25 protein-coding genes are annotated in these 20672 nt (G+C 68.1%); 14 read left to right on the forward strand and 11 right to left on the reverse strand.

Annotated features, from left to right (window positions below; genetic code table 11):
- From ACE3UA_RS09995 to ACE3UA_RS10020, 6 genes are all read right to left on the reverse strand, one after another.
- Positions 1-1571, reverse strand: a 1571-nt coding sequence (locus ACE3UA_RS09995) for a thiamine pyrophosphate-dependent enzyme (RefSeq protein WP_374644644.1), incomplete at its 3' end; no start/stop codon positions are given.
- Positions 1568-2071, reverse strand: a complete 504-nt coding sequence (locus tag ACE3UA_RS10000; protein WP_374644646.1) for a DUF805 domain-containing protein — start codon at positions 2069-2071, stop codon at positions 1568-1570. The genes ACE3UA_RS09995 and ACE3UA_RS10000, both read right to left, overlap by 4 nt.
- 1 nt (position 2072) lies before the next feature.
- A complete protein-coding gene (sucD, locus tag ACE3UA_RS10005; RefSeq protein WP_374644648.1) occupies positions 2073-2957 on the reverse strand; it encodes a succinate--CoA ligase subunit alpha in 885 nt (294 codons plus the stop codon).
- 67 nt (positions 2958-3024) lie between these two features.
- The gene (locus tag ACE3UA_RS10010) at positions 3025-3507 is read right to left on the reverse strand and encodes a hypothetical protein (protein ID WP_374644650.1); all 483 of its coding nucleotides are present in this window, start codon (positions 3505-3507) and stop codon (positions 3025-3027) included.
- Positions 3504-4697: an ADP-forming succinate--CoA ligase subunit beta gene (sucC, locus tag ACE3UA_RS10015; protein WP_374644652.1), complete on the reverse strand. Its 1194-nt coding sequence runs from the start codon at positions 4695-4697 to the stop codon at positions 3504-3506. Before sucC ends, ACE3UA_RS10010 begins: the two co-directional genes overlap by 4 nt.
- A 274-nt stretch (positions 4698-4971) precedes the next feature.
- Positions 4972-6156, reverse strand: coding sequence for a hypothetical protein (locus ACE3UA_RS10020; RefSeq protein ID WP_374644654.1), 1185 nt, complete (start codon positions 6154-6156; stop codon positions 4972-4974).
- Between the two features lie 100 nt (positions 6157-6256).
- Here ACE3UA_RS10020 and ACE3UA_RS10025 point away from each other — a divergent pair, with 100 nt between their 5' ends.
- Positions 6257-7132: a glycosyltransferase family A protein gene (locus ACE3UA_RS10025; RefSeq protein WP_374644656.1), complete on the forward strand. Its 876-nt coding sequence runs from the start codon at positions 6257-6259 to the stop codon at positions 7130-7132.
- Here the strand turns inward: ACE3UA_RS10025 and ACE3UA_RS10030 are convergent.
- The 4 genes from ACE3UA_RS10030 to mdh form a co-directional block, all read right to left on the reverse strand.
- Positions 7093-7644, reverse strand: a complete 552-nt coding sequence (locus ACE3UA_RS10030) for a class I SAM-dependent methyltransferase (protein WP_374644658.1) — start codon at positions 7642-7644, stop codon at positions 7093-7095. The two genes, ACE3UA_RS10025 and ACE3UA_RS10030, sit on opposite strands and share 40 nt — an antisense overlap.
- Positions 7645-7754: 110 nt before the next feature.
- Positions 7755-7919: a hypothetical protein gene (locus ACE3UA_RS10035; RefSeq protein ID WP_374644660.1), complete on the reverse strand. Its 165-nt coding sequence runs from the start codon at positions 7917-7919 to the stop codon at positions 7755-7757.
- Positions 7920-8471: 552 nt separating this feature from the next.
- The gene (locus ACE3UA_RS10040) at positions 8472-9671 is read right to left on the reverse strand and encodes a hypothetical protein (protein WP_374644662.1); all 1200 of its coding nucleotides are present in this window, start codon (positions 9669-9671) and stop codon (positions 8472-8474) included.
- A gap of 83 nt (positions 9672-9754) precedes the next feature.
- Complete coding sequence (gene mdh, locus ACE3UA_RS10045) at positions 9755-10717, reverse strand: malate dehydrogenase (protein WP_374644664.1); 963 nt, start codon at positions 10715-10717, stop codon at positions 9755-9757.
- A 154-nt stretch (positions 10718-10871) separates the two neighbouring features.
- Here mdh and ACE3UA_RS10050 point away from each other — a divergent pair, with 154 nt between their 5' ends.
- The 13 genes from ACE3UA_RS10050 to ACE3UA_RS10110 all read left to right on the forward strand — a co-directional run bounded on the left by ACE3UA_RS10050 (position 10872) and on the right by ACE3UA_RS10110 (position 19215).
- Positions 10872-11621: a sulfite exporter TauE/SafE family protein gene (locus tag ACE3UA_RS10050; RefSeq protein WP_374644666.1), complete on the forward strand. Its 750-nt coding sequence runs from the start codon at positions 10872-10874 to the stop codon at positions 11619-11621.
- Positions 11622-11700: 79 nt separating this feature from the next.
- Complete coding sequence (locus tag ACE3UA_RS10055) at positions 11701-11928, forward strand: Ada metal-binding domain-containing protein (protein ID WP_374644668.1); 228 nt, start codon at positions 11701-11703, stop codon at positions 11926-11928.
- 88 nt (positions 11929-12016) lie between these two features.
- Complete coding sequence (locus tag ACE3UA_RS10060; RefSeq protein WP_374644670.1) at positions 12017-12877, forward strand: CoA ester lyase; 861 nt, start codon at positions 12017-12019, stop codon at positions 12875-12877.
- A 39-nt stretch (positions 12878-12916) separates the two neighbouring features.
- Positions 12917-13462, forward strand: a complete 546-nt coding sequence (locus tag ACE3UA_RS10065) for an NnrU family protein (RefSeq protein ID WP_374644672.1) — start codon at positions 12917-12919, stop codon at positions 13460-13462.
- Positions 13463-13594: 132 nt separating this feature from the next.
- Positions 13595-13798 carry a DUF1737 domain-containing protein gene (locus ACE3UA_RS10070; RefSeq protein WP_374644674.1) on the forward strand — a complete coding sequence of 68 codons (204 nt, stop codon included), beginning with the start codon at positions 13595-13597 and terminating at the stop codon, positions 13796-13798.
- Positions 13795-14817, forward strand: a complete 1023-nt coding sequence (locus ACE3UA_RS10075) for a MaoC family dehydratase (protein WP_374644676.1) — start codon at positions 13795-13797, stop codon at positions 14815-14817. Before ACE3UA_RS10070 ends, ACE3UA_RS10075 begins: the two co-directional genes overlap by 4 nt.
- A gap of 213 nt (positions 14818-15030) precedes the next feature.
- Complete coding sequence (gene sdhC / locus ACE3UA_RS10080) at positions 15031-15423, forward strand: succinate dehydrogenase, cytochrome b556 subunit (protein WP_374644678.1); 393 nt, start codon at positions 15031-15033, stop codon at positions 15421-15423.
- Positions 15424-15431: 8 nt separating this feature from the next.
- Positions 15432-15803, forward strand: a complete 372-nt coding sequence (gene sdhD / locus ACE3UA_RS10085) for a succinate dehydrogenase, hydrophobic membrane anchor protein (protein ID WP_374644680.1) — start codon at positions 15432-15434, stop codon at positions 15801-15803.
- Between the two features lie 11 nt (positions 15804-15814).
- The gene (sdhA, locus tag ACE3UA_RS10090; RefSeq protein ID WP_374644682.1) at positions 15815-17617 is read left to right on the forward strand and encodes a succinate dehydrogenase flavoprotein subunit; all 1803 of its coding nucleotides are present in this window, start codon (positions 15815-15817) and stop codon (positions 17615-17617) included.
- Entirely contained in the window at positions 17617-17931 is a 315-nt protein-coding gene (locus ACE3UA_RS10095) for a hypothetical protein (RefSeq protein WP_374644684.1), read from the forward strand. Before sdhA ends, ACE3UA_RS10095 begins: the two co-directional genes overlap by 1 nt.
- A 5-nt stretch (positions 17932-17936) precedes the next feature.
- Positions 17937-18227 (forward strand): hypothetical protein, encoded by a 291-nt coding sequence (locus ACE3UA_RS10100; protein WP_374644686.1) that lies wholly within the window; start codon positions 17937-17939, stop codon positions 18225-18227.
- 6 nt (positions 18228-18233) lie between these two features.
- Positions 18234-19010 carry a succinate dehydrogenase iron-sulfur subunit gene (locus ACE3UA_RS10105; protein WP_374644688.1) on the forward strand — a complete coding sequence of 259 codons (777 nt, stop codon included), beginning with the start codon at positions 18234-18236 and terminating at the stop codon, positions 19008-19010.
- A 7-nt stretch (positions 19011-19017) separates the two neighbouring features.
- Positions 19018-19215, forward strand: coding sequence for a hypothetical protein (locus ACE3UA_RS10110; RefSeq protein WP_374644690.1), 198 nt, complete (start codon positions 19018-19020; stop codon positions 19213-19215).
- A 106-nt stretch (positions 19216-19321) separates the two neighbouring features.
- Here ACE3UA_RS10110 and glyA read toward each other — a convergent pair whose 3' ends face one another.
- Positions 19322-20641, reverse strand: a complete 1320-nt coding sequence (gene glyA / locus ACE3UA_RS10115; RefSeq protein WP_374644692.1) for a serine hydroxymethyltransferase — start codon at positions 20639-20641, stop codon at positions 19322-19324.
- Positions 20642-20672: the final 31 nt, after the last annotated feature.

The raw sequence follows: 20672 nt of genomic DNA on the forward strand, positions 1-20672 counted from the left end.
TGCAGCGTGGTCTTCTGCTTGCGGATGCGGTTGTACATCGCCGGGTTGGTGAACATCGGCTCGTCGCCTTCGTTGTGACCGAAGCGGCGGTAGCAGAAGATGTCGATGACCACGTCCTTGTGGAATTTCTGCCGGAACTCGGTCGCGACGCGGGCGGCATGGACCACGGCCTCGGGGTCGTCGCCGTTGACGTGGAAGATCGGCGCCTCGACCATCAGCGCGATGTCGGTCGGATAGGGCGAGGTGCGGCTGAAGGACGGGGCGGTGGTGAAGCCGATCTGGTTGTTGACGATGATGTGGATGCAGCCGCCGGTGCGGTGGCCCTTGATGCCCGAGAGTTGCAGGCATTCGGCCACGACGCCCTGGCCCGCGAAAGCCGCGTCGCCGTGCAGGAGGATCGGCAGCACGGCCACGCGCTCCGCGACATCGTTCATCTGGTCCTGCTTGGCGCGGACCTTGCCGAGGACGACCGGGTTCACCGCCTCGAGGTGCGAGGGGTTGGCGGTCAGCGAGAGGTGGACCTTGTTGCCGTCGAATTCCCGGTCCGAGGAGGCGCCGAGGTGGTATTTCACGTCGCCGGAACCGTCCACGTCCTCGGGCTTGTAGCTGCCGCCCTGGAATTCGTGGAAGATCGCCCGGTAGGGCTTTTGCATCACGTTGGCGAGGATGTTCAGCCGGCCGCGGTGCGGCATGCCGATGATGATGTCCTTGACCCCCAGCGCGCCGCCGCGCTTGATGATCTGCTCCATCGCCGGGATCAGCGCCTCACCGCCGTCCAGGCCGAAACGCTTGGTGCCCATGTACTTGACGTGAAGGAACTTCTCGTAGCCCTCGGCCTCGACCAGCTTGTTCAGGATCGCCTTGCGGCCCTCGCGGGTGAAGGCGATCTCCTTGCCGTAGCCCTCGATCCGCTCCTTCAGCCAGGCGGATTGCTCGGGGTCGGAGATGTGCATGTATTGCAGCGCGAAGGTGCCGCAATAGGTGCGCTTCAGGATGTCGATGATCTCGCGCATCGAGGCATGGGTCAGGCCCAGCACGTTGTCGATGAAGATCGGCCGGTCCATGTCCCCGTCGGTGAAACCGTAGGAGGCCGGGTCAAGCTCGGGATGGGGGGGCTTGGCGGCGATGCCGAGCGGGTCGAGGTCGGCGGCGAGGTGGCCGCGGATCCGGTAGGCGCGGATGATCATCAGCGCGCGGATCGAGTCGAGGACGGCGCGCTGGATCTGCTCCTCGCTGATCTGGACGCCCTGTTCGGCGGCCTTGGCGGCGATCTTCGCGCCGGCGGCCCTGGCCTCTTTCGCCGGAGGGGTCGGCCATTCCCCGGTCAGCGCGGCGGTAAGGTCGTCGGCCGGGACCGGCGGCCAGTCGGCGCGCGCCCAGCTGGGGCCATGCGCCGCGCGCTTGGTGTCCACCTCGCTGTCGCCGAGGGACTGGAAGAAGGCGGCCCATTGCGGGTCGACGCTGGCGGGGTCGGCGGCATGGCGCGCGGCCAGCTGGTCGACGTAATCGGCATTGGCCCCGTCAAGGAAGGACGAGGCGGCGAAGGCGGCGGTGGGGGATTGGTCGGTCATGGGGTTACCTCGGAAAGGAGGGGGCCGTAACGGTTTGCATTGGGGGTGGAGGGTGCGGTCAAGCCGCGTAGGAGGTCCAAGAGCCCGGGACCGCCAGCAGCATTGAATGATAGAATTGCCAGTCCGAGGCCAATCAACATAACGCCCTTGGCTGCGTATATGATGGTCGCGAGGCCAAAAAGCCCAATGAACACGACGAGCAAGCCGGCGGCAGTGATGAAGACCGAAACGAGACCTGACAGAAACATGATTCCTGACCTATCCGCGTCATGCAGGCGTCTGACCGCAGCGTCAGATACAGGCAAGGCGGCGAGTGCGGCAGCAAGAAGCAGAGAGGCCACCGCTTCGTGATCGTCAACCCGCGGATAGCCTACGCCAATTACAAGGGCCGGAAGCGCGAACTCGCACGGCGCAAACCACCAGAATTCGGCGCGAGAGGCTCGCCCTGAGAACTGGAAGGACTTGGCAAGGCCCGTCCTTATGGCTTGCGCCGGTCCCATGTCAGCCCTTGATCGCCTTCAGCACGGCCTCGCCCAGGCCCGCCGGGCTGTCGGCCACCACGATCCCGGCGCGTTTCATCGCCTCGATCTTCGATCCCGCGTCGCCCTTGCCGCCCGCGACGATGGCGCCGGCATGGCCCATGCGGCGGCCGGGGGGGGCGGTGCGGCCGGCGATGAAGCCGGCGGTGGGCTTCCAGCGGCCCTTCTTCTTCTCGTCGGCGAGGAACTGGGCGGCGTCCTCCTCGGCCGACCCGCCGATCTCGCCGATCATGATGATCGAATGGGTGTCGGGGTCGGCCAGGAACATCTCCAGCACGTCGATGTGCTCGGTCCCCTTGATCGGGTCGCCGCCGATGCCGACGGCGGTAGTCTGGCCGAGGCCGACGTCGGTGGTCTGCTTCACGGCCTCATAGGTCAGCGTGCCGGAGCGGCTGACGACGCCGACCGAGCCCTTGGAGAAGATGCTGCCCGGCATGATGCCGATCTTGCATTCGCCGGGGGTCAGGACGCCGGGGCAGTTCGGGCCGATCAGGCGCGAGCGCGAGTTGATGAGGGCGCGCTTCACTTTCATCATGTCGAGGACCGGGATGCCTTCGGTGATGCAGACGATCAGCGGGATTTCGGCGTCGATGGCTTCCAGGATCGAGTCGGCGGCGAAGGGCGGGGGGACATAGATCGCCGTCGCATCGGCGCCGGTCCTGGCGACGGCCTCATGGACCGAGTCGAAGACCGGAAGGCCGAGGTGTTCGGTGCCGCCCTTGCCGGGGGTCACGCCGCCGACCATTTTCGTGCCATAGGCAATGGCCTGTTCGGAGTGGAAGGTGCCTTGGCTGCCGGTGAAGCCCTGGCAGATGACTTTCGTAGCCTTGTTGACGAGAACGGCCATCGGGGCCTCCTTCAGTGACAGGTCGGGACGGCGGCAAGCCGCGCGAGGGTGAGCGGGGCGGAGCGGGTCATTGCCCCTCTCCGAAGTAGAAGCGCACGCCCGAGTCGGTTTCGGAGGTGCAGACGGGATCGTTGCCGCCGGAGGTGATGACGGCGACCACACCGTTCGACAGGGTCGCGGTGGTGCAGCCGTTCTCGTCGGTCTCGGTGGTGTCCACCGAAACCTGGCCGGAAAAGGAGAGATAGCCGAGCAGTTCCAGCGCCCGGGCGGTGCCGAGGCTGGTGCTTTCGACATGGCAGTAGCCGGGGGTCGGCGACATGTAGGCGAAGGTGTCCTTGCCCACCCCGGGCTGGAAGTTGACGACGCCCATTTCTGTGTCCTCTTGCGAGGTCCAGCCATAAAGGCCGAGGGCCGTCACGGTCTTGTCAGCCAATCCCTCACCCAGAGCGCAGGCCGTGTAGCCCTCGATCAGCTGATTCGAGGGATCGGCGTCCTGCGCGAGCGTGGGCAGGGGGGCCAGAAGCCCGACAAGGAGGGGGGCTCGGATCACCCCTTCACCGCCTTCACGATCTTCTCGGCCCCGTCCTTCAGGTCGTCCGCCGCGATGACGTTCAGGCCGGATTTGCGGATGATGTCCTTGCCAAGCTCGACGTTCGTCCCCTCCAGCCGCACGACCAGCGGGACCTTGAGGCCGACTTCCTTCACCGCCGCGATCACGCCTTCGGCGATGATGTCGCAGCGCATGATGCCGCCGAAGATGTTGACCAGGATGCCCTTCACGTTCGGGTCGGAGGTGATGATCTTGAAAGCCTCGGTCACCTTCTCCTTCGTCGCCCCGCCGCCCACGTCGAGGAAGTTGGCGGGCTCGGCGCCGTAAAGCTTGATGATGTCCATCGTGGCCATGGCCAGCCCCGCGCCGTTGACCATGCAGCCGATCTCGCCATCCAGCGCGATATAGTTCAGGTCGAACTTCGACGCGGCGAGTTCCTTCGGGTCTTCCTCGGTCTCGTCGCGCAGGCTGGCGATGTCGGGGTGGCGGTAGATCGCGTTGCCGTCAAAGCCCATCTTGGCGTCGAGCAGGCGCAGCGTGCCGTCCTTCAGCACGCAGAACGGGTTGATCTCCAGCATGTCCATGTCCTTGTCCAGGAACAGCTGGTAAAGCTTCTTGACGATCTGGACGCAGGACTTGACCTGCTGGCCCTGGAGGCCGAGCGCGAAGGCCACGCGGCGGCCGTGGAAATCCTGCAAGCCGGTCGCGGGATCGACGGTGATGGTCAGGATCTTCTCGGGCGTCTCATGCGCCACGTCCTCGATCGACATGCCGCCCTCGGTCGAGGCGACGATGGAGACGCGGCTGGTCTGGCGGTCGATCAGCAGCGCGAGGTAGAACTCGCGCTCGATGTCCGAGCCGTCCTCGATGTAGATGCGGTTGACCTGCTTGCCCGCCGCGCCGGTCTGCAGCGTGACAAGGGTGCGGCCCAGCATCTGGCGGGCGAATTCGGCGGCCTCGCCGACCGAACGCGCCAGGCGGACGCCGCCCTTCTCGCCGGCCTCGGCCTCCTTGAAATGGCCCTTGCCGCGGCCGCCGGCGTGGATCTGCGCCTTGACCACCCAGAGCGGCCCGTCAAGCTCTCCGGCGGCGGTCTTGGCTTCTTCGGCCCGCAGGACGACACGGCCGTCGGAAACCGGGATGCCGTAGCTGCGCAGCAGCGCCTTGGCCTGATATTCGTGGATGTTCATGGCGCAGCACCTGTCCGTTGGAGAAGCTTGCCGCCTCATCGCATGGTTCGCGGCGCTTTCCTACTTGGATCACGGGGTTTTGCCGCCAAACCGGCGGAAAAATGCCGCTTGTGATCACAGTTTTGCGGCGTGTGATCACAAGCGGGAAGCGTGTGATCACATGGCGCGGTGACAGAGGATTTGCCGGGCGAATCGCCGCATGCAGAAGGCCAAAATCCTTGAGCAAGGAATTTGTCAAAACCCTCTCCGCAAGGATTTTGGGTCGCCCCGCCCGTCAGTTCAGGAATATGGCGAACAGGACCCCGTCGCCCGAGACCAGGGTCTCGAAGTCGCGCCAGGACTGGGTGGAAAGCCGGGTCCCGGTCTCGGCATAGGGCAGCAGGCCCTCGCCCTGGATCCAGCTGACCAGATCGACGGCGGGCGGGTTCTCGAAGGCCTTTTTCAGGTTGATCCCGGCCGCGCCGCCATAGCGCCAGTGCGGGATCAGAAGCTCGCCGTTCAGGGCCTTTTCGGCATCGGCCAGCACGGCCTGCCAACGCTCTGCCGTCTCGGGCGGGACGAAGAGGCCAAGGCCCGAGACCTGGGTCGCGTTCGGCACCCATTCGTTGCGGTTGTCGGTTTCCAGCGCGACCAGCGACCAGAAGCGGCGGTTCTCGGCGATCATGGCCAGAAGGTGGGCATGGGCATCGGCGGCCAGCGCCTTGTCGGGGGTCTGCGACAGGGCGTGCAGGACCATGGCGATGCGGTCGACCTGGCGGCCGAACATCATGTCGAAGGCATTGGGCGGCGGCACGTCACCCCAGAGCGCGCGCATCGCGACCGAACTCTCCATCACCCGGCGGATCGCGGGTTCGGGATCATAGGCCAGCGCGGCCGAGGCGAAGCCGGACAGGAAATTCGTATAGGCCGAAAGCCAGGCGGCATCGGCGGTGTCGAAGGTGATCACCGGATCGCTGACCGGGGCGCCCGTGGCCCGCCCGCCGCCCAGGATGAGCCCGGCGACCGCGCCCAGATCCTCGCCCGCACTGCGCGCCCCATCGCCGTCGATGTCGAACCAGAGGTCGGCAAGGCGGATGTCCAGCGCGAAGGGCTTGTCGCCAAGCTGTGCCAGCGCGGCGCGGGCAGCCTCCATGTCGGCGTCCAGCCCCTTCAGCAGCGTGGTGAAATCGGCCGGCTCGAAGGGCCGCGCGGCGGGATTCTCGGGGATCGGCAGCCGCAGGATCGGCAGTTCCGACCAGTCGGACTGCACCCCGGTCTGCCAGCGCAGCTGCAGCGCGGCCTCGATCCCGCCGAGAAAGCGCAGGCCGGCAAGGGCGAAAAGGTCCTCGTTCGTGGGGGCGGGCAGGGCGGCCAGCCGGGCCTCGGTCTGGGCGAGGCCGGCGCGGGCGATCTCCTCGGACAGGGTTTCGGCGCCGGCGGGGGCGGCGAGCAGGGCAAGGGTGAGCGTGAGGGCGCGCATCGGGGGAACTCCGGCTTGGTCGGGGCGAGTCTGGCGGAGAGGGCGGGGCGGGGCAAGTCGGGAATAGCCTTGCCCCGCGGGGCTTGCTAGCACTGGCCTCATGCGCCATGTGATCTCGCTCTCGACGATTCCGCCGCGCTTCCACCAGCTCGGCCCGGCCCTGGCCTCGCTGCTGCGGCAAAGCTCGCGCCCCGAGGCGGTGGAGCTGTATATCCCCCGGTCCTACCGGCGCTTTCCGGACTGGGGCGGCGGCCTGCCCGAAGTGCCGGAAGGGGTGCGGATCGTGCGGGTGAACGACGATCTCGGCCCCGCGACCAAGGTCCTGCCCGCGGCCCGGGCCTGGCGGGGGCAGGGGGTGGAGCTGCTGTATGCGGATGACGACCACCATTATGCGCCAGGCTGGGCCGCGCGGTTTCTGGCGGTCCGGCGTCGGCATCCCGAAGCGGCGGTCTGTGCCGCGGCCACGACCCTTGAACGCATGGGCCGGCCATGGTCCGCGCCACGCCCCGAGCCCGTGGCCGTCATCGCGCCGGGTTTTCCCGAACAGCTTGGCTTTCACCTGCGCCGTCTGGGCAAGGTCGTCGGCGGCCGGCTGCTGCCGTCGCGGACCGAGCAGCCAAGGTTGCTGGCGCAGTTCCGCAAGCTGGACCGTTCCGGCCATGCCGATATCGCCGAGGGTTATGCCGGCGTCGCGCTGCGTCCCGAGTTCCTGGACGATGCGGCCTTCGATATTCCGCCGGTGGTCTGGTCGGTGGATGACGTCTGGCTTTCGGGACATCTTGCCCGGCGCGGGATCCCGATCTGGGCCGACCGCCGCCTGAACCTTGCCCGGGCGATCCTGCCCTTGTCGCGGGTTGCGCCGCTCTATTCGGCAGTCGTCGAGGGCGCGGATCGCGACGCGGCCAACCGGGCCTGCATCGACCACATGCGCCTGGCCTATGGGATCTGGGGCGGGGTGGCGGACCAGAGCACCTGACCGCGCGGCAGGAGCATCGGCTTCAGCCGGGGAATGAAGCCGGCGGCGCGGATGGCGGCCTCGGTCGCGGCCGTGCCGACATGGTAGGGCGGGCGGTCGGGATGGGTCACGACGCCGTCGGGCTGGCGGGTGGGGCCGGCCTCGTCGGAGTGAAAGACGGTGAAAAGGGCCGCCTTGAGGTTGGGGAAGCGGCGCAGGTTCCCGAGGGCCGTCGCCAGCATCGGAGCGGGCAGGTGGGTGAAGACGCCGAATGCGATGGCGAGGGTGATGGTTTCGGGAATGCCGGGGAAGGCGAAGGCGGCGTCCTCGACCAGGTGGTCCTCGGGCAGGCGCGCGGGGTCGGGGAGTTCGTGGATCCGCCCGTGCCGCATCAGGGCGAGGGAGGCGTCGGTGCCCCAGTAGTGGCCGCGCTTCAGGAAGGGGACGGCCTTGTGGCCCAGGCGAAGGGCGCCGCAGCCGATGTCGAGCAGGTGGTCGTCGGGGGTCATCCCCTCGGCGAGGAGGGCGGCCATCTGGACGCGGCCGGTCTCGTCCCAGCGGCCGCCGACGATGTCGCGGTGGCGGCCCTTGGCGATGGCCGCGTCGTAGAAGCCGGGGGCGAGGTAGGGCGAGGCGAGCCTTGTCAGCTCTTGTCGTCCTTCTTCGCCGCCGCCTTCATCCGGGCGAGGAGGTCTTCCTTGCTCTCGCGTGGCGGGGTCGTGGCCTTGGGCGCGCCCTTCCGGGCATGGTCGGGGCCGCGGGGGGCGCGGCGGGCGCCCTTGGGGTTGCCGGATTTCGAATAGTCCATCGGGGCCTCCGGGAGATGGGGTGGCCTATCGGGATGCCGGATTTGGGGGGCGGGGGCAAGGGGGTGTGGAGGTGTCCACGGTGGACAAAACCGGGTTCGGCAGGGATTTCAGCGGGTTGGGAGTTTTCGTTAGGGTGGTGTTAAGAATTGGGAGTTTGAGGTTTTGCGGTGCGGCCCCCCCTTCCCGGCCCTCCCCCACGCGGGCGAGGGAGGCGCCCGGTGGTTGGGGTGGTGCGGGGTGGGTGAGGGGGAGTCGGTGCAGGCCCCGACCTAAGTATTGGAAGAGTCGGGCTGAAGCCCGACCTACAGATCCGGTCGAATCCGGTGAAGCTCGGATTTGTCGAGGGGGCGGTCCACCGGGCTATTCGCCTGGCCAGAGAGCAAGGGCGCTTTCGGGGAGTAGGGTGGGTGCCAGCCCACCGTTCCTTGCGGGTCGTTCAACGAATGGTGGGTTGGCGCCCACCCTGCGCTTGCGGCAGCGGCGCCTCGCCAGCGGCCAGCACGCCCTGCCAGGTGTCGCCGGGGCCGGAGAGAGCCAGGCCCCGGCCGGCGTCAGTTCAGCCAGACCATCATCAGCCCGGCATCGCCGCCCATCAGCGCCTCGAACCGGCGCAGGCTGTCGGAGGTCACGACCGGACCCTGCTCCAGATAGGGCACGGCGGCCCAGCCCTGGATCCAGCCGGTGATCGACATCGGCGCGGGCGCGTCGAACATGCGGCCGAGATTGATGCCCTGCCCCTCGAGGCCGCGCCAGTAGGGCAGGAGGAGGCGGCCCTGCAGCAGCGCCTCGCCATCGGCCAGCACACCCTGCCAGGTGTCGCCGGTGCCGGGCGGCAGCGTGAAGCCGAGGGCCGAGGTCTGGGCGTCGTTCGGAAGCCATTCGCGGTCGTTGTCCACCTCGCGCGCCACCAATGTCCAGAAACGGCGGTTCTCGGTGATCACAGACAGGAAATGGTCCTTCGCGGCCTTGGCGCGGGCCGCGTCTGGCGGCTGATTGACCGCGCCTTCCAGCATGGCGAAGGCATCGGCGAAGCTTTCGAAGTCGAAATACTCCGGCTTCGGTCCTGGCGTCGGTCCGAAGGCGGCCTTTGCGGCGAGGGCGCGGTCGATGCCGGCGGCGGGGTCATAGGTCAGGATCGTGTTGGCGATGCCGGACAGGAGATGGCTGTAGGCGGTCAGCCATGCGGCATCGGCGGCGTCGAAGCGCACCACCAGCGGCGGCGCGGCGGGGTCGGGGTCCTGCCATTGCCAGCCCATCAACTGCGGGCCGACGATCAGCAGCGCCTCTTCCTGCGCGTCGCGGGTGCCGTTCGCGTTCACGTCGAACCAGAGGTCCGAGAAGCTGAGTTCCAGCCCGAACTCCTCGCCCTCGGGCAGGGTGGCAAGCGCGGTGCGGGCGGCCCGCATGTCGGCGTCGAGCCCGGCGAAAAGCTGGCTGAGGAGCGCGCCCTGGAAAGGTTCGGGCGCGGGATTCGGCGGCAGCGGCAGGCGCAGGAACGGCACGCCGAGCGTGTCGCCGGCGGCGCCCGCAGCCTGATCCATGCCGGTGCGCCATTGCAGTTGCAGCGCGCGCTCGATGCCCGACAGGAAATGCAGCCCGCCGATGGCGAAGATGTCCTCGAGCGCGGGTTCGGGCTGGGCCTCGAGCCGGGCGAGCGTGGGGGCGATCCCGTTCGCGCCGATCTCCTGCGACAGGGTCTGGGCGGTGGCAGGGGCGGCAAGCGCCAGAAGGGCGAGCAGGGCAATTCTCATCGGCAAAGGCCTTTCACCGGGACAGAAACAAAAATGCGCGGCGAGGGGCCGCGCATTCAAGTCAGGCAAATCGGACCGGACGGTCAGGCCAGCGACGGGTCGATGCCCTTGCAGGCGGTGACGAGGCCCTTCACCGCGTCGACGGACTTGTCGAACATGGTCTTCTCGGTGGCGTCGAGCTTGACCTCGACCACGCGCTCGACGCCGCCGGCGCCAAGGATGACCGGAACGCCGACATAGAGGCCGTCGAGCCCGTAGGCGCCCTTGACATGGGCGGCGCAGGGCAGGAGGCGCTTCTGGTCCTTGAGATAGGCTTCGGCCATTTCCACCGCCGAGGCGGCGGGGGCGTAGAAGGCGGAGCCGGTTTTCAGCAGGCCCACGATCTCGGCCCCGCCGTCGCGGGTGCGCTGGACGATGGCGTCAAGTTTTTCCTGCGTGGTCCAGCCCATCGCCACCAGATCCGGCAGCGGGATGCCGCCGACCGTGGAGTAGCGGACGGAAGGAACCATCGTGTCGCCGTGGCCGCCGAGGACGAAGGCGGTGACGTCCTTCATCGAGACGTTGAATTCCAGCGACAGGAAGTGGCGGAAGCGGGCCGAGTCCAGCACGCCGGCCATGCCGACGACCTTGTTGTGCGGCAGGCCGGAGAATTCGCGCAGCGCCCAGACCATCGCATCCAGCGGGTTGGTGATGCAGATCACGAAGGCGTTCGGGCAGTTGGCCTTGATGCCCTCGCCCACCGACTTCATCACCTTGAGGTTGATGCCGAGGAGGTCGTCGCGGCTCATCCCCGGTTTGCGCGGAACGCCGGCGGTGACGATGCAGACGTCGGCGCCCGCGATGTCGGCATAGGTGTTGGTGCCCGAGAGCGCCGCGTCGAAGCCTTCGACCGGGCCGGACTGCGCGAGGTCGAGCGCCTTGCCTTGCGGCGTGCCCTCGGCGATGTCGAACAGGACGACGTCGCCCAGTTCCTTCAGCGCGATCAGGTGCGCAAGCGTGCCGCCGATCTGACCGGCGCCGATGAGGGCGATCTTGGGTCTGGCCATGGAAGCCTCCTTGGGGGTGAATCGGGGCGAGGCGTAGCCCCTAAATGCGCGGCTGTCCAGCCTCGGACCGGGTTTGGTATACAATTGTATGCGAAATCTCCACCCTTCCGGCCGGAACGAAACGGCGTTAGCGGTAGCGGGTGCGGAGGGTGGCATGGACGGGATCGGCTTCTGGCTGGCGGCGGTGCTGGCGTCGGCGCTGGTGGGGATGGGCAAGGGCGGCGTGCCGGTGGTGGGGATGCTGGGCGTGCCGGTCATGGCGCTGGTGATGAACCCGGTCATGGCGGCGGGGCTGTTGCTGCCGGTCTATGTCGTCTCGGACGCCTTCGGGCTTTATGCCTATCGCCGTGCCTTCGACGCCCGCGTGCTGGCGATCCTGCTGCCGGGAGCGGTGGCGGGGATCGGGCTGGGCTGGGCCACGGCCAGCCTGGTGCCCGAGGCGGCGGTGACGCTGCTGGTCGGCCTGATCGGCCTGGCCTTCGCGCTGAACATCCTGTTGCGCCGGCCGAAGGAGGTGATCCCGCGGCGGGCCGAGGTCGCGCCGGGCCTGTTCTGGGGCGCGGTGACGGGGTTCACCAGCTTCGTCAGCCATGCGGGCGCGCCGCCCTATCAGCTGTATACCCTGCCGCTGGGCATGTCGAAGGCGGTCTTCGCCGGGACCGCGACCATTGCCTTCGCGGTGATCAACGCGGTGAAGCTGGTGCCCTATTACGCGCTGGGCCAGCTGGATGCGGGGAACCTGAAACTGGCGGCGGTGCTGGCGCTGCCGGCGGTGATCGCGGTCTTTGCCGGGGTGCGGCTGGTGCAGGTGCTGCCGGAGCGGCTGTTCTTCCGGCTGGTGATCTGGGCCTTGGCGCTGATCTCGGTCAAGCTGGTCTGGGACGGCGCGCGCGGGCTGATCTGACCCGGATGCTGCGCAATCGGGGCCGTGGGGCTTTGGCCGCGCGTCGGGCCGTGGCAGGCTGGGGCGAAAGGAGTCCGCCATGCTGCCCGATGCCGATCTGCTTTATGCCGCCCTTGCCGCCCGCGACCCGGCCTTCGAGGGCCGCGCCTTCGCCTGTGTCCGGACCACCGGCATCTTCTGCCGCCTGACCTGCCCGGCGCGCACCGCGAAACGCGGGAATGTCAGCTTTCGTGCCAGCGTCGCCGAATGCCTGACCGAGGGGTTCCGGCCCTGCAGGCGATGCTTTCCAACGGGTCGGCCGGACTGAGGGTTTTCGCTGCGGCGCGGCATTTTCGACTTGCCGTTTGTGTCGGATCCGTGCTTTCAAGCGCAAGAATCTTGCGCTGAGGTGAGTCGTGTCGCGTCCCTGTCGCTCTGTCCTCTATATCCCGGCCTCGAAGGAGCGCGCGCTTGAGAAGGCGCGCGAGCTGGCGGCCGATGCGATCATCTTCGACCTCGAGGATGCGGTCGCCCCCGAGGAGAAGGCCCGCGCCCGGCAGCTGCTGGTCGCGGATCTGGAGCGGGGCGGTTTCGGCCAGCGGCTGCGGATCGTGCGGGTGAACGGGCTGGACACGCCCTGGGGCGCGGCGGACCTGCTGGCCTTCGCGGCGCATCCGGGGGTGGATGCGGTGCTGCTGCCCAAGGTGAACGGGCCCGAGGATCTGGATGCGGCGGCGGGGCGGGTGGCCAAGCCGCTCTGGGCGATGCTGGAGACGGCGAAGGGCTGCCTGACCCCCGGCCCGATCGCGGCGCATCCGCGGCTGGAGGGGCTGGTGATGGGCACCAACGACCTTGCGCGCGAACTGGGCGCGCGGGCGCGGGCCGACCGGATGCCGCTGATGGCGGCGTTGGGGACCTGCCTCATGGCGGCGAAGGCCGCGGGCAAGGTGATCGTGGACGGGGTGTTCAACGCCTTCCGCGACGAGGCGGGGCTGCGGGCGGAATGCGAGCAGGGCCGGGACATGGGGTTCGACGGCAAGACGCTGATCCATCCGGCGCAACTGGACATCGCGAACGAGGTCTTTGCGCCCTCGGAGGAAGAGGTGGCGCTGGCGCGGCGCCAGATCGCGGCCCATGCCGAGGCGCTGGCGCGGGGCGAGGGCGTGGCGGTGGTCGATGGCCGGATCGTGGAGAACCTGCATGTCGCGACGGCGAAGCTTCTGATCGCGAAGGCCGAGGCGATCGCGGCGCGGTCGATTGCAGCGGCGGCGGTTTAGGGGCAGGCTGCGGCCCGTGAACCGGCAGGAGGCTTTGCGATGACATTGATCGTTCTGGGACTGGCGCTGTGGTGGGGCGCGCATCTGTTCAAGCGCCTGGCCCCGGCCGCGCGCGCGGGGATGGGCGACGCCGGCAAGGGGCTGGTCGCGGCCGGCGTGCTGGCCGGCGTGGTGCTGATGGTCCTGGGCTATCGCGGGGTCGAGCAGGTGGACCTGTGGTATCCGCCGGCCTTCCTGACGCATCTGAACAACCTGCTGATGATGATCGCGGTCTATCTTTTCGCCGCCAGCGTGACGAAGACGCGGATCACCGGCGTGATCCGGCATCCGCAGCTGACGGCGGTAAAGACCTGGGCCGTGGCGCATCTGCTGGTGAACGGCGATCTGGCAAGCCTGCTGCTGTTCGGCGGGCTTCTGGCCTGGGCCGTGGTCGAGGTGATCCTGATCAACCGCGCCGAGCCGCGCCCGGCCCCGCCGCCTCCCGCGCCGATGAGCCGCGAGATCGGCACGGTGCTGGGGGCGCTGGTGGTGTTCGGGGCGATTGCCTGGGTGCACAACTGGCTGGGCGTCTGGCCTTATGGCTGAGATCGGAGCGAGGGTTTCACCCCTTCAGCCCATTGGTTTTTTCAACCGATGGCGAAAACCAACGGGCTATCCGTGGAGAATTTCTCCAAGAGGAAGCGGAAATCTTAGGCGAATTGTCGGGGTCTGGGGAAGATGAAGCTGTATCGGTTCCTGAGCGCGGAGGACACCTCGGCCTTCTGTCACAAGGTGACGGCGGCGCTGAACAAGGGGTGGGAGCTGCATGGCGGCCCGACCTATGCCTATGACGCGGGCGCGGGCGTGATGCGCTGCGGGCAGGCGGTGGTGAAGGATGTGGCGGGGGACTATCACCCCGAGTTGAAGCTGGGGGAGCAATGAAGACCAATCCGGGCCGGTTCTTCGAGGATTATCGTCTGGGCGAGGTGATCCGCCATGCGGTGCCGCGCACGGTGGGCGCGGGCGAACGGGCGCTTTACCATGCGCTTTATCCGGCGCGGGGGGCGGTGTCGTCCTCGGACGAGTTCGCGCGCTCGGTCGGGCTGGCGGCCAGCCCGCTGGACGACCTGGTGGCCTTCCATACGGTCTTCGGCAAGACGGTGCCGGACATCAGCCTGAACGCGGTGGCGAACCTGGGCTATGCCGAGGGCCGCTGGCTGCGGCCGGTCTGGCCGGGGGACACGCTGCGCTCGGAATCCGAGGTGATCGGGTTGAAGGAGACCTCCTCGGGGACGACGGGGGTGGTCTGGGTCCGGACGCGCGGGCTGAACCAGCGCGGCGAGGCGGTGCTGGAATATGTCCGCTGGGTGCTGGTGCGCAAGCGGCGGCGCGAGGTCGAGGTGCCGGTGCATGTGCCGGATCTGGCGCCGGTGGTGGCGCCGGCGGCGCTGGTGGTGCCCGAGGGGCTGGACTTCAGCCGCCATGACTTCGGCCTGGCCGGAGAGCCGCATCGCTGGGGCGATTATGCGGTGGGCGAGGTGATCGACCATGTCGATGCGGTGACGGTCGAGGAGGCCGAGCACATGCTGGCGACGCGGCTGTGGCAGAACACCGCCAAGGTGCATTTCGATGTGACCCAGCGCGAGGACGGCAGGCGGCTGATCTATGGCGGCCATTTGATCAGCCTGGCGCGCAGCCTGTCGTTCAACGGCCTGGCCAATGCGCATTTCATCGCGGGGCTGAATGCGGGCGCGCATGTGAACCCCTGTTTCGCGGGCGATACGGTGCGGGCCTGGTCCGAGGTGCTGGACCGCGCCGAGACCGCGGTGCCCTCGGTCGGGGCGCTGCGGCTGCGGCTGGTGGCGACGCGGGGCGCGGCGGGGGAACTGCGCGGGGCGGACGGGAAATACCTGCCCGAGGTCCTGCTGGATCTGGACTACTGGGCCCTGCTGCCGCGTTGAGTCGGGGGGCGCCGAAGGGCGGCCTCTCTGTGATCACAGCCCGGAAATTCGTGATCACAAAGTCGAAAAACTTGCGCGGATAGCGAAAACATCTCGCAAATGCGGCGTTCCATGGCGTGACACCGGCGAAATCCGCGTTATTGAAGAGTAGCAATCGAAGCCATCCGGCCGGGCCTTGCGCCGGGGGCCGGGACAGCGACGAAGGGAAGCGCAATGGCTGCACCGAAGCGGGTCGAACGGCCCCTCTCCCCGTTCATGATCGGGCCGTATTACCGGCCGCAGATGACCTCGATGTCGTCGATCCTGACGCGGATCACCGGCAACGGGCTGGTGGCCGGCGTGCTGCTGGCGGTCTGGTGGCTTTTGGCGGCGGCGACCTCGGACGAGTATTTCGCGATCGCCGACGCAGTCGCCACCAGCTGGTTCGGCGATCTGGTGTTCACCCTCTCGCTCTGGGCGGTGTGGTATCACTATCTGGCCGGGCTGCGGCACCTCTATTTCGATGCGGGCAAGGGGCTGGACATCCCGACGGCGGAAAAGCTGGGCTGGGCCTGCATCATCGGCTCGGTCGTGCTGACCGTGCTGACCATCCTTCTGGTCCAGTGAGGCAAGACATGCGCTATCTGACCGCACGCAAGCGCGCCGAGTTCCGGGGTTCGGCGCATCACGGCACGGAACACCACTGGTCGATGATGGTCTCGGCCGTGGGGCTGGCCCTGCTGGTTCCGGTCTGGCTTTACGTCTTCGGCTCGGCCCTGGGCGGCACGCGCGAGGAGGTGCTGGCCACCTTCGCCCGGCCCTTCCCGGCGATCGTGACCGGGCTGCTGCTGGTCGTCGGGATGCGCCATTTCGCGATGGGCGCGACCACGATGATCGAGGATTACACCCGCGGCACGATGCGCAAGATGCTGATCATCGGCGTGATCGCGCTGTCCTGGGCGATCGCCGCGACGGGGCTGTTCGCCCTGGTCCGGATCGCGCTTTGAAGGGAATGATGATGACTGCCTATCCTTATGAAGTGCATGACTATGACGTGGTCGTGGTGGGGGCTGGCGGCGCCGGCCTGCGCGCGACGCTGGGCATGGCCGAGCAGGGGCTGCGCACCGCCTGCGTGACCAAGGTCTTTCCGACGCGCAGCCATACCGTGGCCGCCCAGGGCGGGATCGCGGCCAGCCTGGGCAACATGGGCCCGGACAGCTGGCAATGGCACATGTTCGACACGGTGAAGGGTTCGGACTGGCTGGGCGACACCGATGCGATGGAATACCTCGCGCGGGAGGCGCCGAAGGCCGTCTACGAGCTGGAGCATTACGGCGTGCCCTTCAGCCGCACCGAGGAGGGCAAGATCTACCAGCGCCCCTTCGGCGGCCATACGACCGAATTCGGCGAGGGCCCGCCGGTGCAGCGCACCTGTGCGGCGGCCGACCGGACCGGCCATGCGATCCTGCATACGCTTTACGGGCAAAGCCTGAAGAACAACGCGGAATTCTACATCGAATATTTCGCCATCGACCTGATCATCACCGATGGCGCCTGCACCGGCGTTGTCGCCTGGAAGCTGGATGACGGCACGATCCATGTCTTCAACGCGAAGATGGTGGTCCTGGCGACCGGCGGCTACGGCCGGGCCTATTTCTCGGCCACCAGCGCCCATACCTGCACCGGCGACGGCGGCGGGATGGTGGCGCGGGCCGGGCTGCCGTTGCAGGACATGGAGTTCGTGCAGTTCCACCCGACCGGCATCTATGGCTCGGGCTGCCTGATCACCGAAGGCGCGCGCGGCGAGGGCGGCTATCTGACCAACGCCAACGGCGAGCGGTTCATGGAACGCTATGCGCCCCACTACAAGGACCTGGCGCCGCGCGACTATGTCAGCCGCTGCATGACGCTGGAGATCCGCGAGGGGCGCGGGGTGGGGGCCCACAAGGACCATATCCATCTGAACCTCTCGCACCTGCCCAAGGAAACGCTGGAGCTGCGCCTGCCCGGCATCAGCGAAAGCGCCCGCATCTTCGCCGGCGTCGACCTGACGAAAGAGCCGATCCCGGTCCTGCCGACGGTGCATTACAACATGGGCGGCATCCCGACGAACTACTGGGGCGAGGTGCTGAACCCGACCGCCGCCAACCCGGACGCGGTGTTCCCGGGCCTGATGGCGGTGGGCGAGGCCGGCTGCGCCTCCGTGCATGGCGCGAACCGGCTGGGGTCGAACTCGCTGATCGACCTGGTGGTCTTTGGCCGGGCGGCGGCGATCCGGGCCGGGCAGGTGGTGGACCGGGAGGCAAGCGTTCCGGCGACGAACAAGGCCGGGGTCGACAAGGCGCTGGGCCGCTTCGACGACCTGCGCCACGCCAAGGGCGCGATCCCGACCGCCGAGCTGCGGCTTGAGATGCAGAAGACCATGCAGGCCGATGCGGCCGTCTTCCGCGCCGAAGAGACCCTCGCGGCGGGCGAGACGAAGATGACCGCCATCGCGGGCAAGATGGGCGACCTGAGGGTCACCGACCGCAGCATGGTCTGGAACAGCGACCTGATGGAGACGCTGGAGCTGACCAACCTGATGCCGAACGCCCTGGCGACGATCTACGGCGCGCATGCCCGCACCGAAAGCCGGGGCGCGCATGCGCATGAGGATCACCCGAACCGCGATGATGCGAACTGGCGCAAGCACTCGCTGGCCTGGGTCGAGGGCAACAACGTGCGGCTGGACTATCGTCCGGTCCATGCCGATCCCCTGACCACCGAGGCCGAGGGCGGGATCCCGCTGGCGAAGATCGCCCCGGCCGAGAGGAAGTTCTGATGCGCGCCGGGGCCGCCCTGCTTGTCCTGCTGGCGCTCTCTGCCTGCGATCCGGCCGAGATGGCCGACAAGGCCGTGCGGCGGACGGCGGAAAGCGTGGTCTTTCCGGTGGTGAACGTCGACATGCCGGCCGATCCGGCGCAGGCGGCGACGAATTGCATCCTGGATGCCGCGAGCCCCGACGAGCTGCGGCTTCTGGCGCGCGATGTCGGCGTCGAGGCCGGGACCTCGACCAAGGCCACGATCCGCGACATCGCCCTGCGCCCCGCCGCGCAGGCCTGTTTCGCCGCCCATGCCGTGCCGCCGATCCGATGATGAAGATGCGGCTGGCCCTGATTCCCTGCCTTCTCCTCCTCGGCTGCGGTCCGATGACCCAGGCCGAGGCCGAGCGCCAGTGCTTCGAGCGCGCGCGCCTGGCGCAGCAGCCGCGCGGCACGCTCGGGGTGGGGGTGGGATCGGGCGGACATGCCGATGGTTCGATCGAACTGGCGGTAAGCTCGGACTTCCTGCTCGGCCGTGATCCCTCGGCCATCTACGAGACCTGCGTGATGGCAAGGACGGGCGAGCCGCCCAGCCGTCCGCTTTATGCAAGACCCGACTGGAAAGGCTGATTTCCCATGGTCCAGCTCACCCTGCCCAAGAACTCGAAGATCCGCACCGGCAAGACCTGGCCGAAGCCGGAAGGCAAGAACGTCCGCAAGTTCCAGATCTATCGCTGGAACCCCGATGACGGCGAAAACCCGCGGGTGGACACCTATTTCATCGACATGGACCAATGCGGCCCGATGGTCCTGGACGCGCTGATCAAGATCAAGAACGAGATCGACCCGACCCTGACCTTCCGCCGGTCCTGCCGCGAGGGGATCTGCGGCTCCTGCGCGATGAACATCGACGGGATCAACACGCTGGCCTGCATCTACGGGCTGGACGAGGTGAAGGGCGATGTCCGGATCTATCCCCTGCCGCATATGGAAGTGGTCAAGGACCTGATCCCGGACCTGACGCATTTCTACGCCCAGCACGCCAGCATCATGCCCTGGCTGGAGACCAAGACTAACCGCCCGGCCAAGGAATGGCGGCAGTCGATCGAGGATCGCAAGAAGCTGGACGGGCTTTACGAATGCGTGATGTGCGCCTCGTGCAGCACCGCCTGCCCGTCCTACTGGTGGAACTCGGATCGGTATCTTGGCCCGGCGGCGCTCTTGCATGCCTATCGCTGGATCATCGACAGCCGGGACGAGGCGACGGGCGAGCGGCTGGACGCGCTGGAAGATCCGTTCAAGCTCTATCGCTGCCACACGATCATGAACTGCGCCAAGACCTGCCCCAAGGGGCTGAACCCCGCGAAGGCGATCGCCGAGATCAAGAAGATGATGGTCGAGCGGGTGGTGTGATCCGCCCGTGCCGCTGCTCCTGCTGGCGTTGGGGGTCTCGGTCTTCCTCTATCTCTGGATCACGCGGCGCAACTCGACCCTGACGCGCGACTGCCGCTGGCGGCTGGACCGGAGCGTCGCGCCGGATTTCTGGCGCTGCGTCGCCTGCGGGGCGACCGCGCGGGGGCGCGAGCCGAGGGATTGCCTGCGGGACCGTCAGGGATAGCCTGCCGATGCCCGTCGTGGCGGTCGCCCCGGGCCGGGGCGGGGGGCCGCGCTGCCCGGGTCGTTTCATGCCCCGTCTCCTGCGATTTCGTGGCAGGAGGGGGAGGTCAAGAGTTGACGAAATGCATCCCCTGGAAGCGGGCGCGCAGGGCCTTGGTGCGCGGGGCGACGGTTTCGGGCGCGTTCGAGCGCAGGCCCTCGGCGATCAGCGCGGCGAGGGCGGGGGCATCGGCGGGGGTGACGCCACGGCGCACCAACTCGGGCGTGCCGATGCGCATGCCGTTCAGGTCGCCGGCGACGTCCGGGATCGGAAGGCCGATGCCGCAGGCCAGGAACCCGGCCTTGCGCAGGGTTTTCGAGGCTGCCTGCCCGCCGCCGAAGGCTGCGGCCTCGATGGCGAACTGGTGCGAGGCGGTGGCGCCCCGGTCGGCGGCGAAGACCGGCAGGCCGAGCCTGCCGAGTTCCGAGGCGAGGGCACGCGCGAGATCGACCATGGCCCGGGCATAGGCCCGCCCGTGGTCGCGCCAGTCGAGCAGGGTATAGGCCAGGGCGGCGGATTTGGCGGCGTCGAAATTGGCGGTCAGGCCGGGGAAGGCGATGGCATCCAGCCGCTCGGCAATCGCGGCATCGTTGGTGACGATCAGGCCGCCGGCGGGGCCGCCGAGCGACTTGTAGGTCGACATCGTCATCAGATGCGCGCCCTCGGTCAACGGATTGGCCCAGACGCCGCCGGCGATGATGCCGCATTGATGGGCGGCGTCGAACAGGACCTTGGCGCCGACCTGATCGGCGATCTTGCGGACCTCGGCCACCGGATGCGGGAACAGGTTCAGGCTGCCGCCGACAGTGATGACCTTCGGCCGGACGGCATGGGCAAGGTCGTGCAGGCCTTTCAGATCAAGGGTATAGCCGTCGCTGTCGATCGGGGCGGGGTGGGTCGTCAACCCGTAGAGGCCCGCACAGCCGGCGGCATGGTGGGTGACATGGCCGCCGATGCTGCCGGGGGGCGCGATGATCGCATCGCCCGGCTTTGCCAGCGCCATGAAGCCGTAGAGGTTGGCCAGCGCCCCGGAGGCGACGCGGATTTCGGCGTAGCGCGCGCCGAAGACCTCGGCGGCGAGTTCGGCGGCGATGACCTCGATCTCCTCGATTGCCTCCAGCCCCATCTCGTACTTGTCGCCGGGATAGCCGAGCGAGGGACGCGAGCCGATGCCGGAGGCCAGCGCCGCCTCGGCCCTGGGGTTCATCACATTGGTCGCGGGGTTCAGGTTGAAGCAGTCCTGGTCGTGGATTTCGCGGTTCTTCGCGATCAGGGCGTCGAGCCGGTTGGCGACCTGCGCGGAGGCTTTGCCGGCATCGCTGGCGAGGCGCTGGATATGGGTTTCGCAGGCGGCGGGAACCCAGGGGCGGGGGGCGAGATGGGGCATGGCGGTCTCCTTTTGTGGCAGGGTAGGGGGC

It is taken from the genome of Tabrizicola sp., assembly GCF_041919135.1.
Taxonomy (GTDB): Bacteria; Pseudomonadota; Alphaproteobacteria; order Rhodobacterales; family Rhodobacteraceae; genus Tabrizicola.

Bases quoted from the DNA above. Each gene is read 5' to 3' on its own strand.
- ACE3UA_RS10030 (WP_374644658.1), bottom strand. From the start codon at position 7,644: ATGGCCGCCCTCCTCGCCGAGGGGATGACCCCCGACGACCACCTGCTC.
- ACE3UA_RS10055 (WP_374644668.1), top strand. From the start codon at position 11,701: ATGCTGCCCGATGCCGATCTGCTTTATGCCGCCCTTGCCGCCCGCGAC.
- ACE3UA_RS10000 (WP_374644646.1), bottom strand. From the start codon at position 2,071: ATGGGACCGGCGCAAGCCATAAGGACGGGCCTTGCCAAGTCCTTCCAG.
- sdhD (WP_374644680.1), top strand. From the start codon at position 15,432: ATGCGCTATCTGACCGCACGCAAGCGCGCCGAGTTCCGGGGTTCGGCG.
- ACE3UA_RS10100 (WP_374644686.1), top strand. From the start codon at position 17,937: ATGCGGCTGGCCCTGATTCCCTGCCTTCTCCTCCTCGGCTGCGGTCCG.
- sdhA (WP_374644682.1), top strand. From the start codon at position 15,815: ATGACTGCCTATCCTTATGAAGTGCATGACTATGACGTGGTCGTGGTG.
- ACE3UA_RS10105 (WP_374644688.1), top strand. From the start codon at position 18,234: ATGGTCCAGCTCACCCTGCCCAAGAACTCGAAGATCCGCACCGGCAAG.
- ACE3UA_RS10065 (WP_374644672.1), top strand. From the start codon at position 12,917: ATGACATTGATCGTTCTGGGACTGGCGCTGTGGTGGGGCGCGCATCTG.
- ACE3UA_RS10040 (WP_374644662.1), bottom strand. From the start codon at position 9,671: ATGAGAATTGCCCTGCTCGCCCTTCTGGCGCTTGCCGCCCCTGCCACC.
- mdh (WP_374644664.1), bottom strand. From the start codon at position 10,717: ATGGCCAGACCCAAGATCGCCCTCATCGGCGCCGGTCAGATCGGCGGC.
- glyA (WP_374644692.1), bottom strand. From the start codon at position 20,641: ATGCCCCATCTCGCCCCCCGCCCCTGGGTTCCCGCCGCCTGCGAAACC.
- ACE3UA_RS10020 (WP_374644654.1), bottom strand. From the start codon at position 6,156: ATGCGCGCCCTCACGCTCACCCTTGCCCTGCTCGCCGCCCCCGCCGGC.
- sucD (WP_374644648.1), bottom strand. From the start codon at position 2,957: ATGGCCGTTCTCGTCAACAAGGCTACGAAAGTCATCTGCCAGGGCTTC.
- ACE3UA_RS10035 (WP_374644660.1), bottom strand. From the start codon at position 7,919: ATGGACTATTCGAAATCCGGCAACCCCAAGGGCGCCCGCCGCGCCCCC.
- ACE3UA_RS10070 (WP_374644674.1), top strand. From the start codon at position 13,595: ATGAAGCTGTATCGGTTCCTGAGCGCGGAGGACACCTCGGCCTTCTGT.
- sdhC (WP_374644678.1), top strand. From the start codon at position 15,031: ATGGCTGCACCGAAGCGGGTCGAACGGCCCCTCTCCCCGTTCATGATC.
- ACE3UA_RS10025 (WP_374644656.1), top strand. From the start codon at position 6,257: ATGCGCCATGTGATCTCGCTCTCGACGATTCCGCCGCGCTTCCACCAG.
- ACE3UA_RS10050 (WP_374644666.1), top strand. From the start codon at position 10,872: ATGGACGGGATCGGCTTCTGGCTGGCGGCGGTGCTGGCGTCGGCGCTG.
- ACE3UA_RS10075 (WP_374644676.1), top strand. From the start codon at position 13,795: ATGAAGACCAATCCGGGCCGGTTCTTCGAGGATTATCGTCTGGGCGAG.
- sucC (WP_374644652.1), bottom strand. From the start codon at position 4,697: ATGAACATCCACGAATATCAGGCCAAGGCGCTGCTGCGCAGCTACGGC.
- ACE3UA_RS10095 (WP_374644684.1), top strand. From the start codon at position 17,617: ATGCGCGCCGGGGCCGCCCTGCTTGTCCTGCTGGCGCTCTCTGCCTGC.